Here is a 16,874-nt window from a genome sequence, read left to right as displayed (position 1 = left end):
TTCCTTACCCCTTCTCACCTGCCGGGGCTCTCTGGTCAAGGACCTTACCTAGGTACTCTTCTCATCATCGCTTGTCATTGGCATATTCAAGTTATTGGAAATCATACCTGATCATAACTCCCGAAGTCAAGGGGCGACCTGTTACGTAAGAAAAAATGCAAAGCCGCTTAGCATCTAATCTCACATAAGCGCCAAAGATTTTTGTAAAGCGAGTGTCGCTTCTCCATATGATTTACAGCTGCATAAAGCCTAGATCCATCGGGATCGAAATACGATTCAAGCAGTCCTGCCCATCCAATGGTCAGCCATCGCTCTCTTCATGAAAAAAACAGCCCCTTCTGCCATCCGGCAAGAAAGGACTGCATATTGGTTGATACTCACAGTCTGATCGGTTAAGCCTTCGGCGCCAGCTCGGCCCCTTGGCGGATCGCTTCCATCAAGCTCTTCTCATCCGCGATGCCCGTTCCGGCAATATCGAATGCCGTGCCGTGGTCAACACTTGTGCGGATGATCGGCAGCCCGACCGTAATGTTGACGCCCGCATCCAGGCCCAGCACTTTGACTGGTCCGTGTCCCTGATCGTGATACATGGCCACGACGATATCGAAGTCGCCGCGAACCGTCCGGAAGAAGAGCGTATCCGCCGGGAGCGGTCCCACAACCTCAATGCCTTCCGCCTGAGCTTTCTCAACAGCCGGAATGACTTTCTCCTCTTCTTCCCCGTACCCGAAGAGGCCGTTCTCCCCGGCATGAGGGTTAATCCCGCACACGGCAATCTTCGGCGCATCGATCCCCGCCTTCCGCAGCGTCTCATGCGCCAGCTTGATCACATGATATACCCGCTCCGGCGTGATCATCTTCACGGCATCGATCAGTCCGACATGGGTCGTCACATGGATGACCTTCAGGTTCGGCGCGGACAGCATCATGGAGAAGTCCTGCGTTCCCGTCAAGTCTGCCAAAATCTCCGTATGACCCGGATATTTGTGCCCGCCCTTGTGAAGAGCCTCCTTATTCAGCGGAGCCGTGCAAATTGCTTGAATGCGATTTTCCTTCGCCAGCTCAATGGCTCTTTCCAAATATTTAAACGCGGCATGTCCAGCCTCGGCCGACACTTGACCGACCGGCAGATCGCCCGGCAGCAAGTCCAGATCCAGCACGTATACCGTGCCCAGACGGTAATCGGCCTGCTCCAGCTCGTCCGCAGCAATGCTCTCGATGGCCAAATCGCTGTTTACGAACGTCTTCGCGCGCTCCAGGATCTTACGGTCCCCGATGACGAACGGTCTGCTGATCTCATACATCTCCCCTTGCTTGAGGCTCTTCAGAATAATCTCCGGTCCGACGCCAGCGGCATCGCCCATCGTGATGCCGATTATCGGTTTGCGCTCACTCATACTCTCACCCTTTTCTTTGTGGTCATATACTGCAACGCATCAACGAGCGACTCGTCACGGCCAAAGCCTCCGGCTTTCGTAATCGCCCAATAACTGCGACCCTTGCCTTGGAGCTTACCGAACGGCAGTCCGGGCTCCGCCTCCGAATGGAGCTGCATTTCGCCGATCCCCAGCTCCTGGCAGACCGCCTTCGCCGTATCTCCGCCCGTCAGCACCAGCCCCTCAATATCCTCAAATGCCTGCAAAATCTCCCGTGTAATATGCCCGAGTCCCCGAGAGATCGCTTCGCTTACTTCCGTCAAGGACAGCCCAAGCTGATCTCCCGCTGCTTTCGCAGCGATGCGATTATGCTCGGAACCGTCCACATACAATACAGCATAAGGCTTGTCCGAGCTCTTTTCCAATGCTCGAACGTAACGATCGGCATCTGTATCGCCTCGGACCAAGTCGACCGGATCCACTTCCAGCATGCAGGCCTCCGCCATCTCGCCGACCTTTGTCAGCTGCTGCCGCGTGGTTCTGGACAAGCTGCCGGAGACAACCAGCGTTTTGCCCGCCAGCGCCTCAGCCTCCTCCCCGCTACCTGACGGCTTCAAAGCCAAAGCCTCTGGCAGGTATTCGATCAGCCCGGCCGAACCGGCCCAGACGATCGATCGATCCCAGCTCGAGAAGAAGGCGGCGATGGTCCGAAGATCCTGCTCGGACTCACTGTCGCAGACCAGCCAGGTCTGCCCATGCGATATCGCTTGGTTCACATATGCCGCAAGCTCATCCGCGGGCCCCCGCAGCAGGCTCGTATCGATCAGCCCTACCTCACGGCCGGCCCCTGCCTGGAGAAGCCCAGGAATAAAGCTTTCCGTAACAGGCGTCTTAGGGTCCTTGGCAAATTCCGTATCCGTGATGAGCGAGCCGTTCACATAGTGATGCCCGCCGACGGTTACCCGGTTCATCTTGGGAAAAGCCGGAGCAATCAACATCAGATCCGGGCGGAACACCTGCTCCACCGCCCTCAGCTCCTCCGCCATGTTGCCCCGAAGCGTCGAGTCCACCTTTTTATAAATATGCCCGTAACCATGCCGTTTCAAATAATGGGCCGCTCCATATGCCGCTTCATAAGCTTCGGCACCTTGCTTCGCCCGGCTGTCTGTATCCACGATCAGCACATCGGCAGGCGCAGCGTCACCGCTCTGACGATAGTCGAGTATAACGGTCGAGGAGAGGCCTTTCTTCGCCAATTGTACGCCTGAATCGTTCGCCCCCGTCAGATCGTCAGCGATAATTCCCATTTGATTGATCACATTTATCACACCTTTAAACTTCGGTTTCCGCTTCCCGCTCAAATGAATATCCCTTCTTCTCCATCCGTTTGACCAGGAAGCCGACATAGATCGGAAGCAGGATGGCCGTCGTTACTACAGAGGCCGCCACCTGCACGGTTGCAATATCGGTAAAGGCCGCGAAGGATGCATTGGCGGCAGCAATGGCAGCAGGCGTCGCCACCGCGTTGCCTGCAGTCGAGCCTTCAGCCGCTCCGACAATCGGATTCCATTTCATCGCTTTAAATACAAAGTAACCTGCAGTACCTGTAACAAACACCGTCAAGAGTCCAAGAATGATGCCGGACAGTCCGCCTTCCACGATCGCGCCGAAATCGATGCCCATACCGAGCGAGAATGCAAAGAACGGAATCAGCATAGAGCTTCCTTTATCCAGAAACTTGCGCATGTCTTCGTCCAGGTTGCCCAGCACCATACCGACGAGAATCGGCAGCAGCACCGAGATGAACGAGACGAACGAGAACATGCCGTCGACGAATCCCATCGCACCGAAGATCGACAAGGCCACCATGGTCAGGAACGGACCGTCATTCAATGCCAGCAAAGAATAGGCCGCGCGGTCCTCTTTGCTGCCATACTGGCCGACCAACGCCACGAACAAGCCCCCGTTACTATTGGTCATCGCCGCGATGACCGCAATCGGCGCCAGGCCGAGCCACAATCCGTTCTCGCCGGCAAACGCATAAGCGATCAAGCCGAATGCCGCCCCTACTACCCACTTGGTTACGAGCAGCGTCGCGCCTTTACCGACCGATACGCCGAACGATTTGACGTTGATCTGCGCCCCCGTACAGAGCAGGAACAGCGCGATCAATGTGCTTGAACCGTTTACGAACAAGGCCTCAGTAAAATTACCGATGCGAAGCAAATCCGGAGCGAAGGTATTGATAACTGCTGCAATAAGCAGCGGAACTACCATCATGCCTCCGGGAATTCGATCTAAAGCTGCTTTGATCTTCATTATTGTAGCACCCCTTCAATAATTGTTTCAATATTAAACAGTGATTCATGATTGAAATCGCTTGCAGGGATTATTGTAAATGCTTACTTTAAAATTTGCAACACATTGTTCAAAAATTGTTGCAATTTTAAACATTCTATCGAAAGGGCCATATTTCCTTCTCCAAGATGCCACACTAAAGATACATTGCCGCTTGGGAACCAGACCCTGAGCCTTCCCTTAGTCTGACCACTCCGCCTCAACCGATCCCTCGCCCGCTTTATGAAATGCAGTAACATCCGCCGCATAACAAAAAAGCTGAAACTATTGTTTCAGCTTTCGCCACAGCGTCGAGCGGTTGATCCCCAGCCGTTCCGCAACGCGCGTTTGATTATCATGTTCTTCTTTCATGACGGCATGAATAATCCGCTTTTCAATCTCATCCAAAGTTCCTTGAAGAAAATCCGCCGGCAAACCGGCGTTTACAGAATGCTGTATCTGCTTCCTGCCAAGATGCCGGGAAATTTGCGCCCTCCCGATCACATAGCCTTTTTCCTCCGTCACCGCATCCTTCAGCAAGGTCCTTAATTCGGCCACATTGCCTGGCCAGCTGTACCCTTCCAGCATCATCGCGGCTTCGTCCTTCAGCTTGACCGGCGATGTGCCCAGCGTTCCGTGATAGGCAGCGATATAGTAGGTTGCCAGCGCCTTAATATCTTCCTTGCGCTCCCGCAGTGCCGGCACATTCACGCGAACGGACTGCTCATCGAACAGGAGCGATTGATAGACCGGATCCTCCTTCTCGAAGGCCAGTATCACCGTTCGCCCCCTGCTGCGTTCAGCCCTCACCAGAGCTTGAAGGTTCGAAATCTCGTTCGGACTAAGCATGTCGATTCCGTTAATATAGACCGTTTTGATATCGTCGTCGAAGCCTTCGCCTTCGATCTCGGTCAAGGCCTGCTTCGCCGTCAATGCCGCGTACAGCCCCTTGCGGTCGTGTTTCTTGAAGTGAATGTAGCGTGACAGCAGCTGCTTGCCGGTACCCGTTTCCCCAATCAGGATGAAGGAGTCGCTCTCGAGATGATGCTCCATTGCTGCGAGGCATCCGGCCATCGATTCGCTGCGGGCAATGATCATCGGCAGCTGGGATACGGCCTCAACAGGGAAGGCCACTTGTCCGGTACTCTCCTTCATTTCGGAGAAATCGAACAGATAGTACGGCTTCCCCTGGATGTATTTCAATATCCGCTTCTGCTTCAGCTTGCGCTGCCCGCGCTCCTGAACCGTCAGAACACGGGTCTGATCCGGATTTTCCCGAATGCCTGCGCTTAATTCATCGACCGAAACCGGGCAGGAATCGTAGTCGGCCCAGTTTTGATAGACCACTTCGCCTTGGCGATCCAGCACGATGAGGTTGTTGGCCGTCTCGGCAAGCAGGGAATGGAGGAACGAAATCTCCCACTCCTTTCGCCGATAAAGGCGATGAACCGACTTCGCCCTTTGGAACGCTTCAAAAATCGCTTCCCGCCCGGACTGGATAAGAATGCCCTCCAGACGGTACTTGGCGGCAGCCTCTATCGTTACGACATCCCCCATAATCAGCTCATAGCCCTTATCTTTGAGTTCCTCCAGAATCGAGTCGACCTCCCCTGCCTTCTCGACCGTGCACACCTCGATCTCGATATCCAGCACATCGGTAATGGCCTTGGCCCCAAGGGTAATGTTGGAGAAACCGACAATCGCTTTTTTTCCGGGAAAATCATTCGCCAGCGTCAGCACCCGCAGCATGTCATAGCCCGAAACATGAACGTCAATGACCGGAATCGCCACCTCGGGCTCGATCAGCTTGGCCGTGCCGCCCCTGCTGATGATCACGTCATAGCCCTGAGACTCTCCTGCCTGCGCAAGCGGAATCGCCTCCTGGAGGTTCGCCACCTCGATATGAATATCCAGATCGGGATCCTCTTGCCGGCATTCGTCGATGAGCGGGGTCATGGCCGGGTAAGGAGCGATAAACAATGTTTTTATCTTCATCATGTTCCACCTATAAGTTCTTTGGTTAACCCTATGCTCATTATTCTAAACGTTCCGGTTCAAATAACCAACTTTTTATGGGATCACAGGGCAGGGACCTGGCCGGGAGCCAGACTATTAAACGGGATCCGATCAGGATGCGCTAGCGGTAAGAAGATTTCCCATCGGCACAAAATGAACAGCGAACACCCCCAAGGCCGTCTTCCATGCCAGGGGGTGCCTCTATCATATTCAGTTATGCTTCAATCCGTACCGTTACGGCACTCTTGGCTTCCATGCGGAAGCTTAACGCCTCTATACCCTTCAGCGCAAGCGATACATTGGCAGCCTGCTCCCCGTCGTTGAACATCACGGCGGCCACCGAGCCGTCCGTATTTTTGAATGCAACGTTGGATACCAGCGCATGGCTGGATTCGGACGCGATTCGGACCGCTTTGGGACGAATGCATTTGCTGAAGTGGGCGAGCGCGTAGTAATCCAGCGTATAGGTCAGCTCCTTGGTTCCTTGATCGATCTTGACGATGCCGCGGCAGGTGCTCTTGCCGAATCCCGGTACCGTAGGCCCGTTCTTCTCATCGAGCGCCATATTCCATAGCACGAACGACTTGCTGCAATTCCGGAGAATGTCGATGCCCGTCCGCATCACATTAGAGAAAGCCGGTTCGAACGGCGGAATCCACTCCCCGCCCGATCCTTCCGTGAAATGGACCTCTTTGCCAGGAAAAGCTTCAAACACCTCGGTCTGCGCCGATGGCCGCCCTCCATACCAATGCCAAGCGACGCCATCCACCTCGTCATGCGCCTGCTCGAGCACTGCCTTTGGATACTCCGGCTTGTCCCAGTTGTGGTCATAACACAGTATTTTCGTGTTGATGCCGTGCTGCACGAATTTCGGCTTGAGATGGTTTTTAATAAAATCGCTCTGCGCTTCCGGCAGCATGATCATGCCCGGATAGTGCACGGGCGAATACAATGCCTCGTTCTGCGGGGTTACGGCATAAATCGGCAGGCCATGCTTCGCATAAGCCTGGATGTACCGCACGAAATAATCTGCATACACCCCGTAATATGCCGGCTTCAATTCCCCTCCGATCATCGAGCCGCTCGTCTTCATCCAGCCGGGAGGGCTCCAAGGCGAGCCCATCAGCTTAACATCCGGATTCAGCCGCAGCGCCTCCTGCAGTAAGGGAATGATGTCCTCCTCATCGTGCGCGATCGAGAACCCCTTAAGCTCCTCGTCCGTTTCACCTTCCGGCATATCGTCATAGCTGTAGAAATCGCGGGCATAGTCGGAAGCGCCCATCGGATTGCGAAGCACCGACAAGCCGATCCCTTCCTCCGCATCGAACAGCCTCCTCATCAGCACCGAACGCTGCTCCGGCTCCAGCACTTGATGGATCAAATACGCGGCCGAATCCGTAAACGATGCCCCGAATCCGTCCATCTCCTGATAGGTAAGCTCATCGTTAATGGTAATCGTGCTATGCTCCTCGTCCGGTGGTACCGGAGATAGCTGTTCCTTCGATTTCGGGACGAATAGCTCGTCTTCCCCTCTCGACTCATAAATGGTGATGTTTCGCATGCTGTTTCCCTCCAGGTTCGCTAAGTTTCCTATCCATCGGATCGGCCCATGCCAGGGGCTTGTCTGCCGAAGCTCTCCCCTTCTTGGAAAAATCTCCGCAGCCCCTGCATGGACCTTCGTCTATTTAAAGACCAAGCTTCTCCTTATTCGCTTTCATCTTCTCGTTGCGGATGTCCACGATTTTGTCCCAGCTGTTGGCCTCAAGGAACGATTTGTATTCATTCAAAATGCTCTCGAATTGCCCATCGTCCTTGGCACGGATCATGCTGACGAGCGTCGTGTTCCACTTCGTATTAATGGCGCTCAATGCGCGAGCCTCCGGGGTCCCTTGATCCGGATTGATATTCTCCAGAATAAAGTGCGGCACCAGCTTGCCCCGGCCCCATTCCTGCATCTGCTTGATCGCATCCGGGAAGGCGTCCTGGCTTAGCGCCTTATGGCGGTCATGGCCGAAGAACATGAATTCACCCATACGATAATCCTTCTTGAAGGTGTCCGGATTGTTCAATTGCAGCTCCTTCACGGCCGGCAGGAATGCTACGGTGCCGTCGGCGTTGACCTGATAGGTTTCGCCTTCGATTCCGTAGTTCATCAGCATTTGGCCCTCTTCGCTCAGCAGGTACGTGAACAGCTGAATCGATTTGGCCGGATCGGCGTTGCTCTTCGTAATGAAGCTGATCATCCAGCCGGTGATGCCGGATTGGTTCAAGGTCGGAGCATGTCCCGCCGTGCTTTGCGGCCCGTCAATCGCGATGTATTCCTTGCCCGGGTTAGCGCTGGCGAAGCTTTGGAGATTGCCGCCCTGCTGCGGGGTTCCGTCGAGCAGAATCGTTGCGTATTTGCCCGCTTTTACCTTCTCTTCAAAAGCCGTCCCGTCGTCCGCAAAGCTGTCGTCGCTGATTGCGCCGTCACGATAAACGGTGTTCAGCGTCTTCACCCACGTCAGGTAGTCCTCGTCCAGATTGCGGTTGTAGAACCCGCCGTTCTCGTCCTCCAGCGGCACGCCGATGAAGTCCTGCAGCACGTCGCCCAGCGACCCGGTTCCCTCGCCGATCGAGTTGAATCCGAATGGAATCAGCTGCGGGAATTTTTGCTTGATGTCAGCCAATACCGCGCGGAACTCATCCGGCGTTCCCATGCTCGGCTTGCCCAGCGCCTCATACACGTCCTTGCGGATGATGAACGCCGTCTTCGCCGGAATGTTACCGCTGTCATAATCCGCCTGGGTGTTGGAGTAGTTCGGGTAGCCGTAGGTTTTGCCGTCCTTCAGCTGGAACCAGTTCAGCGTATCCTGCGCTGCCACCTTGTTGAAGTGAGGGTCGTACTTCTCGGCCAGATCATTGAGCGGCAATGCCCAAGTCGCAGCCTTCTGCACTACCGGCGAGTTGGAGTCGAAGGTCGTGATCAAATCCGGCATATCGCCGCCGGCAAAGAACGTATTCAGCTTCGTATCGTCCCCCGTGATGAACTTGATGTTGATATTAAGGTCTTCCTTGATTTTCTTCGTGACGACGTCCTTGCCGAAATCGGTGTTCCACCAATCAGCGTTCACATACCAGGTCAGCTCCGTCGCCTCTTCCTTCTTATCGAGCTTCCACGCCGGCGTTTCCGGATCCGGGGTGTACCGGTCCTCGATTGAGATCCAGTTTTCCTTCTTGGAGCCGGAGTCGCCGCCCGAGCCGCAGCCGGCAACTACCAGCATAATCGCCAGCATGAGCGAAGCCCATGCAAATCTTGTTTTGCCCTTTGATTTATCCATCTTCAACATCCAGTAACCCTCCCTTTTAATAAAAGCGCTTTCTTTCAGACCCGACCTACTGCTGCTTTCTTATTCTTTCACCGCTCCCAGCATCATTCCGGAAATAAAGTACCTTTGAAGTATTGGATAGATCGCAACAATCGGCAGCGTAGTAACAACGATCGTGGCAAGCTGAACGCCCTTCGTTGTCGTCTCGATCACGACCGAGCCGGCGTTCTGCATCGATTGCGTCTGCGACTGCACGATAATTTCGTAGAGCATCATTTGCAATGGGTACAGCGACTGATCCGTGATATAGAGCTTGGTCGTCATAAAGTCGTTCCATTGTCCGACGCCGTTGAACAGCGCAATGGTCGCCATTGCCGGCATGGACAGCGGAATGAAGATGCTCAGGAAGATCCGCCAATCCCCGCCGCCGTCAATCTTCGCGGATTCCTCCAGCGAATCCGGCACGTTGCGGAAGAAATTCATCAAAATAATGACATCGTAGAAGCTGAGCAGCGCCGGAATAATATACACCCAGAAGCTGTTCAGCATGCCCAGGTCCTTGATGAGCAGGTACGTCGGAATCATCCCGCCCGAGAAAAACATCGTGATGACGCCCATCGTGACATAAAATTTGCGGCCGCGCACGTACCGCTTGCTGAGGCCGTAGCCGACCATCGCACAGAAAAAGACGTGGGTGATGACCCCGATCAAGGTTTTGGCGACCGAGATGAAGAAGGCCTGCCAGATGCCGTCATCCCGGAATACGGCCTGGTAATTTTCAAGGGAAAATTCGGTCGGCCAGAAAATAAACCCGCCCTCCGCCAGAGCTCTGCCCGAGCTGAAGGAAGAGACCAGAACATTCCAAAGCGGAACCACGATGATAAGCGTAAACACTACCAGCAATGCGATATTGACGGCATCGAAGATCCGGCTATCCCAGTCCCCTTTCGCTGCTTTCGAATTCAAGGTAAAGCCTCCCTCCCGTTACACTTCTACCGCCCGCCCTTAACCCTTAGCGTCCGATTCGGCGCTTTGGATGCAGCGGGCACTTTTGGGTGAACAACCGTTACAGAACCGACTGGTTGTCGTTTAATTTGCTGGTGACTTTGTTGGCGGTCACGAGCAGAATGACCGAAACGATCGAGACGCCAAGGCCCACGGCCGTTGCGTAGGAGAAGTCACCCTGCGTCATCCCCATCCGGTATACGTAAGAGTTGATAACCTCCGCCTTTTCCCGGTTTTGCGAGTTCATAAGCACCAGCGTCTGATCCAGGTTCGAGCCTAATAAACCGCTTACAGTTAGGATCAAGTTCAAGCTGATGATCATTTTCATGTTCGGAATGGTAATATTCCAGATTTGTCTGAGACGGCTGGCGCCGTCGATTTTCGCGGCTTCGTAATAGGTCGGATCGATCTTGGCCATAATCGCCAGATACAGAATCGTCCCCCAGCCCGCTTCCTTCCAGATGTCGGACAAGGTGGCGATCCACCAATACTTGTTCGGATCCAGCATAATGTTCTGCGGCTGCGAGATCAGACCCAGGCTGAGCAGCAGCTGGTTGAACAAGCCCGTCGTCGAGAACCAGGTAATAAGCATCCCGCCGAGCACGATCCAGGACAGGAAGTGCGGCAGGTACGACACCGTCTGCACAAATTTCTTGAACCGCCCGAAGCTGACCTCGTAAATCATGATGGCAAGAATAATCGGAATGACGAACCCGATCGCTAATTTCAGAAAGCTGATGCCCAGCGTGTTTACGACGGAATCCCAGAAGTACTTGTCCGACATGATGATTTTGAAATTGTCCAAGCCGACCCACGGCGCGGAATCGATCGTGTCGATGACCGTGTAGCTCTTGAATGCGATCGTCAGACCGTAAATCGGAATGTAGCAGAAAATAAACATGAACACGACGCCCGGAAGAATCATGGACTGCAGCTCCCATTGCCGTCCGAAATCCACGACAAACTCCTTCACTCTCCGCCCCATCGGCTTTTTGCCGGATGGAAGCACGGCTCCCGTTCCTGCGGGCGTCGCGGACGGAGCCTCGGCTGTCTTTGCCACCTCGTTCGCCTCCTCCTTTAATAACATGGTTGTTTCCAGACCCCTCGATTGCACTACACCTTGTTACCCATCCATAAGAACGCAATCATTCATCATTCAATAAAAACGTTTTTATTTTTGGTAATAAAAACCCCCTATGCTTGGATGAATTTAAAAAAACAGATCCGAAATGATGCCTTCTGCCTAGTCTACTGGCTCCGGCTCATTCCGATCGGACCTTCACTTGACTGGAGCCGCGGACGATCAGTTCTCCCGCCAGCTTCTGCACCTTGCCCTGCTCCTTCTTCTGGATCATGCGCACCAGATGGTCAACGACCAGGATGCCTTGCCGCGCAATCTGGTTGCGCACCGTTGATAACGGCGGCGTAAAATACTGTGCGATATCGATGTCGTCAAAGCCGACGACGCTGATATCCTTCGGAACCTCGTAGCCGAGCGATTTCAGTGCCCGGATGCAGCCGATGGCGCTGAGGTCGTTCCCTGCCAGGAACGCGTCCGGCACCTTGCCTGGATGCATGTGGATGAACGATTTTACGGCGTTATAGGAGCCTTCCTCCTCGAAATAACCTTGGAGGATCAAGTCCTCATCGATCGGAAACTGCACTTCGCGTAAGGCCGCGAGATAGCCCTCCTTCCGCTGCACGCTGTCGAACATGGTGTCCACGCCCGATATGTAAGCAATATTGCGGTGTCCGAGACTGATCAAGTATTTCGTCGCCTCATATCCAGCTTCATATGAGTCGAAAATAATGCTCCCCATCGTCTCGTTCTGAACGACGCGATCGAGAAATACCGCCTTGATTTTGTCCTTCTCCATGACGGCAATGTCTTTATCATCAATTCTCAGCTCTTCGAAAATGATGACGCCGTCTACGCGCCCGCCCAAAATGTTGCTCATAATGACCTGCTTGTCCTTCGTCACGAACACGTTCAGCCCGTAGCCGAGACGGTCGCACTCGCGGGACATGGATTCCACAAGCGTATAGAAATAGGGCCCCGATACGCTGGTGGTGAAGAAGCCAAGCATCTTCGTCTTGCCCGATTTCAGCAGCTTGCCGTTCAGGTTCGGCACGTAGTTGAGCCGTTCCGCCACCTTCAACACATGCGACTTGGTCTCGGGATTCAGCACGTCCACGTCATTGAGCGCGTTCGATACCGTCGAAATCGATACGCCGGCCTCTCTTGCGACATCTTTGATGGTTACCTTGCCCATTCACTGATCTTCCTTTGCAATAAAAACGTTTTTATGTACATAAGTTACCATACGATGGCGTTGAGCACAATGCTTATTTTTTCGGGTAGGCGGATTTTTATGCGAGGCTTGTCATTCGCACCAATCCTCGGGGCCGATGGAAGCCGATGGAAGACGACGGAAGTGGATCGGGTGATCCCATCTGCGTGCGAGTGATGGAAGAACCTTTTGAGGGAGGGCAGTACGGTTCCAAAAGGAACAGAACCTTTGGTGAATGACATCACCAAGGCTCATTTTGGGGATAACCTAGATTACATGCGATGATTAAGCCGATTCAGACGGCTCTTTAAATTAAGAAAATAAAGGAAGGGATCATTTCTTGAAGAGATGTCCGCAGGGTTTCAGTCAAAGGCTGGAATTCAATTAAATGTAGAGCAGAAATGTAGAGCAGAACTCCAGCCACTAAAAGACTTCGCAATTTTTAATTTTGGCATTTTATCCATTCACTTTTTCTTTTTTTCGAAGAAATCGAACTTGATCACGTAATCAAAAAGAGATGTAATAATAACAGCTCCAAGCGGAATCATGGCGGGTGCCCATGGCGGATTAACCGGAGCCTCACCAGGGGGTGCATCAATTAAAATCGCATAAAGGACAAAACAATAAATTAGGGCCACAACAATACCTGTCTTGTTTCTATTTTTCACAGCTGTTTTCACCTCTAGTTCACAGAAATTCAAAGTATTGTATTTTCTAGCTAAGAATATTGTAACACAGATCGACAAAGCTGGAATAATTTATCTCTCTAGTTATAGATCCTAAGCTGAAATCCTGCGACGAGTCCCGGCCGATTCAGCGATGAAACGAAGTGGATCCGAGAAAACGAGAAACGTTTTAATGACCTGAAATCCTGTGTGCTATCAAAAAGTGAAGAGTAAAAAATCAGCCATGGAGTCGGGCATGTCCCGTTCTTCCATGGCTGTTTTCGATTGCATGTTTACTTCGCGACTATGTTTGCGCTTATGAACGCTGGCTAAAACCCCCGCAAGGCGCTTATCACGACCGCAACAACTCAGCCAGGCCCTGCACATCCAGCCCGTCGGCGGCAAACGCCGTGCGGACGAGCTTAGGCGGCACAAACTCGTCGTATTTGCCGAGGTAAGGCGCCTCGTCCGGGTCCAGCAGCGAACTGGCGTCGCTGCATTCCGCCAGCTCGCGGCGGATCTCCTCCAGCAGCGTCCCGGCATCCGCCTTGCCGGCAACGATCATGTAATAGGGCTCCATCGGCACGATCGAGCGCAAGGAGAGCGGCTCGGACAGATTATGCTTAAGCAGCCGCTCGAGCGTGCGGAACTGCTTGCTGCCCGCCCAAGGCAGTATAAACAGCGAATCCCCGCCCGCCGGGATAACGACCTGCTTCAGAAGCCCGCTCTCCCGGGCAAGCCGGCGCGCCCGCTCCAGGCGGTTCACGGCACCGGGCGCGAGATACGGGTAGATGGTGCTGTCCGCCAGCACCTCCCGCATCTTCTGCACGACCCGGGTGTGGACATCGCCGCCGGCGCCCAGCCATAGCGTATCGACCTTGCCTTTGGCAGCCTTCACGTACAATGCTTTGTGCTTGGTGTCCACTTCCTCTACCTTCCACAGCTTGCCGGCCAGTGAGAAGCAGTAGCCCGGAGGCGGCACGGTCGTAATCGATCCGATCTCCTCGGATCCGTTGTAGACGACATGCTCCTCATCGTCCTTAAATACCGCATAGAAGCGGTAGTTATTTACGATCTTCTCCCCGCCAAGACCGATGATGAGGCTGCCTTCCTCTGTGCGCTGGATATGATCGGTCTGCAGCAAATACTGCAGGAACTCCTTATACTCCTCCGGCTCGATGCCGCGAAATGCCGGGAGCGTAAGCACAGCCCGCGCCAGATCCTGCGGCTCGGCTTCTCCCATGCTCTTCAGCGTGCTCATCGTCTGATGGTACAGCACGCCCACCGGCTTCTTCCGCAAGGTGAGCGGCTCAACCCATTTCTCCCGGATGTACAGCTCGATGACGGCGATCGCCCGCAGCAGCATCCAGGGCATGCGCGCCGGCAGCAGCGCCTCTTCATCCTCGTCCTCCGGGCAAAGAAACATCATCTCAGAGGCCTGGTCCCCCCTGCGGCCGGAACGGCCGAGCCGCTGCACGAAGCTGGAGCAGCTGTACGGCGCACCAAGCTGGATGACCCGCTCCAGCTCGCCGAGGTCGATGCCGAGCTCCAGGGTCAGGGTTGCCGCGGCCACAGCCGGACCCGGACCCGACCGCAGCGCGGCCTCCGCTTCCTCGCGCAGCATAGCGGAGATGCTTCCATGATGGACATGGAAGACGTCCGGCTGCTGCCGCTTCGCGGCGATTCGCCGCAGCTCCAGCGTCGTGAGCTCTGCGTCCGAGCGGCTGTTTGTGAAGACGAGCGCTTTTTTCATATGCGTGTGATCGTACACGAAATCATAGTAGGCTTTGCGCGCGAGCTCCAGCTGCTCGGCCTGCTTCTCGTCCCGCGCATCGGGAAAGGAGAAGTGCTCCACCGACAGCCGCAGCTTCCGCCCGCCTTGCGGAGCAATGACTTCGACCGCATGCTGCGTTCCCGCACCCAGCCACCCGGCCGCGGTCTCGTAGTCGCTCAGCGTAGCCGACAGGCCGATCCGGCGAGGCTCGCACGAAGCCATCCGCTCGATGCGGGTGAGCTGGCTCAGCACCTGAATGCCGCGATCAGCTCCCATGAACGCATGGACCTCGTCGATAATGACGTACCGGAGATCCTGAAACAGGGCCGGTATCGCATTCGGCCGGTTCATCAGCAGCCCCTCAAGCGACTCGGGGGTAATCTGAAGCACGCCGGAAGGCTTCCGCATCAGCTTCGTCTTCTCTGCCTGGGACACGTCGCCGTGCCAGTGCCATACCGGAACCTGGCCCTCCTTCAGCAGATCGCTGATGCGCTCGAACTGGTCGTTGATCAGCGCCTTAAGCGGCCCGATATACAAAATGCCTACCGAGCTTGATGGCCTGTTATGCAGCTCCGTCAGGGCCGGAAAGAACGCCGCCTCCGTCTTCCCCGAAGCCGTACCGGATGCGATCAGCAAATGGTTCGGCGTATCGAACAGGACGCGGCAGGCTTCAACCTGTGCCTCGCGAAGGGTATCCCATCTTTTTTTGTAGATAAATTCCTGAATGAATGGCGCCAACCGGGAAAAAGGATTCGCTGCGCTCATAGCTCAAACTCCGCCAGCAGATCATCCAGGTCGTCCCCCGGCCCATCCGCTCCTTTGCCGATTGGCTGCGCGTCCGCACGCTCGCCCATAAGCTGCTCGAAGCTGGCTTCCGGATGCTGATGCAGCGTGTGCAGCAGGTCCATGAAATCCCGCACAACCTCCCGGGTCGTCAGCAGCTCTTCCGCGCCCAGCCGATTCACGGCGGCCTGCATAAACGCCACCAGCTGCTCGTCCTTCAGCTGCGGCTCATACTTGAAGTGCAGCGCATGGATATCCCTCAATTTCTGCAGAAGGATGAGAATTTCTTCGTACGAGAGCATGTCCAGCTTCAGAATGGGAGACGTATACGTCCGAAGCGTGCTGCTGCCGTAACGTCCATCGATCAGACGGGAACGGAGGGCGTCATAGCTAAACAGCCCCCGGCGCTCGTCTTCGACGAACTGGGGCGTGCCGCCCATGTAGATCCCCAGGTGCTGGGCTTTGCCCTGCATCGTGTCGTTGAACATGGTGAGCAGCTTCTCGTAGTTGCTCTGACGGGAGATGCTGTTCGTGATTTTGTACAGGTTAACCCCTTCGTCAATGAACAGCAGCAGTCCCTTGTATCCAATCGCAGCCGTGAATTCGGACCACAGCTTCATATAGTCGTACCAGTTGTCATCGTCGATGATGACCCCTACGCCGAGCTCCTTGCGGGCTTCCGTCTTAGTCGGCACCTCCCCGCGCAGCCATCGCAGCGCCGCCGCTTTCCGGTCATCGTCGCCAAGCTTGTAGCCGTTCCAATAAGCAGCCAGCACCTTTGCAAAATCAAACCCGTGCACCAGATTCTGCATCTCATTCGTCACCGCGAAAATGTCCAGCTCCACGCGTTCGTTCAGGGCGGGATCATCCGGCCGAAGGCCCGCCTCACCCATGATCCGCTGCTGAATCGCCGCAATCCACTTCTGCAGAATAGCCTCCAGCGCTCCGCCGTCAGGCCGCGTCTTCGTTGATAGATGGGTCATGAGCTCCCGGTACGTCGCCAGCCCCTGTCCCTTCGTGCCTACCAGCCGGCGCTCCGGCGACAAATCCGCATCCGCCACGACGAAATTGCGGTCCATTGCATAGTTTCGTATCATCTGGAGGAGGAAGCTCTTACCGCTGCCGTAACGTCCCGTGATAAGGCGGAAAGCCGCCCCCCCTTCGGCGATATTGTCCATATCCCGCAGGATCGACTCCACCTCCGGTTTACGCCCGACGGCAATATATTCAAGCCCAACGCGCGGCACGACGCCTGCCGTCATGGAGTTCACAAGGGCAGTGGTGAGCCGCTTCGGGATTTTCAACTCGTTCATGATCGA

Annotated in this window: 12 protein-coding genes; all 12 read right to left on the bottom strand. The window is 54.8% G+C overall.

The features are described from left to right. Positions 1-392: 392 nt before the first annotated feature. The 12 genes from pdxA to NST08_RS01140 all read right to left on the bottom strand — a co-directional run bounded on the left by pdxA (position 393) and on the right by NST08_RS01140 (position 16,868). Positions 393-1,397, bottom strand: coding sequence for a 4-hydroxythreonine-4-phosphate dehydrogenase PdxA (gene pdxA, locus NST08_RS01195; protein WP_210094337.1), 1,005 nt, complete (start codon positions 1,395-1,397; stop codon positions 393-395). Further along, on the bottom strand, positions 1,394-2,695 hold the full coding sequence (locus tag NST08_RS01190) for a four-carbon acid sugar kinase family protein (RefSeq protein WP_276824934.1): 1,302 nt from the start codon (positions 2,693-2,695) through the stop codon (positions 1,394-1,396). The genes pdxA and NST08_RS01190 overlap by 4 nt, the downstream gene beginning before the upstream one ends. Positions 2,696-2,708: 13 nt before the next feature. Next, complete coding sequence (locus NST08_RS01185) at positions 2,709-3,695, bottom strand: 2-keto-3-deoxygluconate permease (RefSeq protein ID WP_040740343.1); 987 nt, start codon at positions 3,693-3,695, stop codon at positions 2,709-2,711. 303 nt (positions 3,696-3,998) lie between these two features. Then, the gene (locus NST08_RS01180) at positions 3,999-5,711 is read right to left on the bottom strand and encodes a sigma-54-dependent Fis family transcriptional regulator (RefSeq protein WP_245255854.1); all 1,713 of its coding nucleotides are present in this window, start codon (positions 5,709-5,711) and stop codon (positions 3,999-4,001) included. 232 nt (positions 5,712-5,943) lie between these two features. Then, positions 5,944-7,290, bottom strand: coding sequence for a glycoside hydrolase family 30 protein (locus tag NST08_RS01175; protein WP_210094339.1), 1,347 nt, complete (start codon positions 7,288-7,290; stop codon positions 5,944-5,946). 124 nt (positions 7,291-7,414) lie between these two features. Next, the gene (locus tag NST08_RS01170; RefSeq protein ID WP_186332972.1) at positions 7,415-9,058 is read right to left on the bottom strand and encodes a sugar ABC transporter substrate-binding protein; all 1,644 of its coding nucleotides are present in this window, start codon (positions 9,056-9,058) and stop codon (positions 7,415-7,417) included. 60 nt (positions 9,059-9,118) lie between these two features. After that, positions 9,119-10,003: a carbohydrate ABC transporter permease gene (locus NST08_RS01165; RefSeq protein WP_210094340.1), complete on the bottom strand. Its 885-nt coding sequence runs from the start codon at positions 10,001-10,003 to the stop codon at positions 9,119-9,121. A 100-nt stretch (positions 10,004-10,103) separates the two neighbouring features. Beyond that, complete coding sequence (locus NST08_RS01160) at positions 10,104-11,102, bottom strand: ABC transporter permease (RefSeq protein ID WP_007132949.1); 999 nt, start codon at positions 11,100-11,102, stop codon at positions 10,104-10,106. Positions 11,103-11,304: 202 nt separating this feature from the next. Continuing rightward, positions 11,305-12,315, bottom strand: coding sequence for a LacI family DNA-binding transcriptional regulator (locus NST08_RS01155; protein WP_007132950.1), 1,011 nt, complete (start codon positions 12,313-12,315; stop codon positions 11,305-11,307). Positions 12,316-12,797: 482 nt separating this feature from the next. Then, positions 12,798-13,001, bottom strand: a complete 204-nt coding sequence (locus tag NST08_RS01150; RefSeq protein WP_028406738.1) for a hypothetical protein — start codon at positions 12,999-13,001, stop codon at positions 12,798-12,800. 349 nt (positions 13,002-13,350) lie between these two features. Continuing rightward, positions 13,351-15,537 carry a DEAD/DEAH box helicase gene (locus NST08_RS01145; protein ID WP_251537848.1) on the bottom strand — a complete coding sequence of 729 codons (2,187 nt, stop codon included), beginning with the start codon at positions 15,535-15,537 and terminating at the stop codon, positions 13,351-13,353. Then, the gene (locus NST08_RS01140; protein WP_251537846.1) at positions 15,534-16,868 is read right to left on the bottom strand and encodes an ATP-binding protein; all 1,335 of its coding nucleotides are present in this window, start codon (positions 16,866-16,868) and stop codon (positions 15,534-15,536) included. Before NST08_RS01140 ends, NST08_RS01145 begins: the two co-directional genes overlap by 4 nt. Between the last annotated feature and the right edge of the window lie 6 nt (positions 16,869-16,874).

The sequence above is a fragment of the Paenibacillus sp. FSL K6-1566 genome (genome assembly GCF_038050475.1).
GTDB classification, from domain to species: Bacteria; Bacillota; Bacilli; order Paenibacillales; family Paenibacillaceae; genus Paenibacillus_AQ; species Paenibacillus_AQ lactis.
This window is presented reverse-complemented; position numbering and strand designations above follow the sequence as displayed.

Bases quoted from the DNA above. Each gene is read 5' to 3' on its own strand.
- pdxA (WP_210094337.1), bottom strand. From the start codon at position 1,397: ATGAGTGAGCGCAAACCGATAATCGGCATCACGATGGGCGATGCCGCT.
- NST08_RS01185 (WP_040740343.1), bottom strand. From the start codon at position 3,695: ATGAAGATCAAAGCAGCTTTAGATCGAATTCCCGGAGGCATGATGGTA.
- NST08_RS01180 (WP_245255854.1), bottom strand. From the start codon at position 5,711: ATGATGAAGATAAAAACATTGTTTATCGCTCCTTACCCGGCCATGACC.
- NST08_RS01175 (WP_210094339.1), bottom strand. From the start codon at position 7,290: ATGCGAAACATCACCATTTATGAGTCGAGAGGGGAAGACGAGCTATTC.
- NST08_RS01170 (WP_186332972.1), bottom strand. From the start codon at position 9,058: ATGTTGAAGATGGATAAATCAAAGGGCAAAACAAGATTTGCATGGGCT.
- NST08_RS01155 (WP_007132950.1), bottom strand. From the start codon at position 12,315: ATGGGCAAGGTAACCATCAAAGATGTCGCAAGAGAGGCCGGCGTATCG.
- NST08_RS01145 (WP_251537848.1), bottom strand. From the start codon at position 15,537: ATGAGCGCAGCGAATCCTTTTTCCCGGTTGGCGCCATTCATTCAGGAA.
- NST08_RS01140 (WP_251537846.1), bottom strand. From the start codon at position 16,868: ATGAACGAGTTGAAAATCCCGAAGCGGCTCACCACTGCCCTTGTGAAC.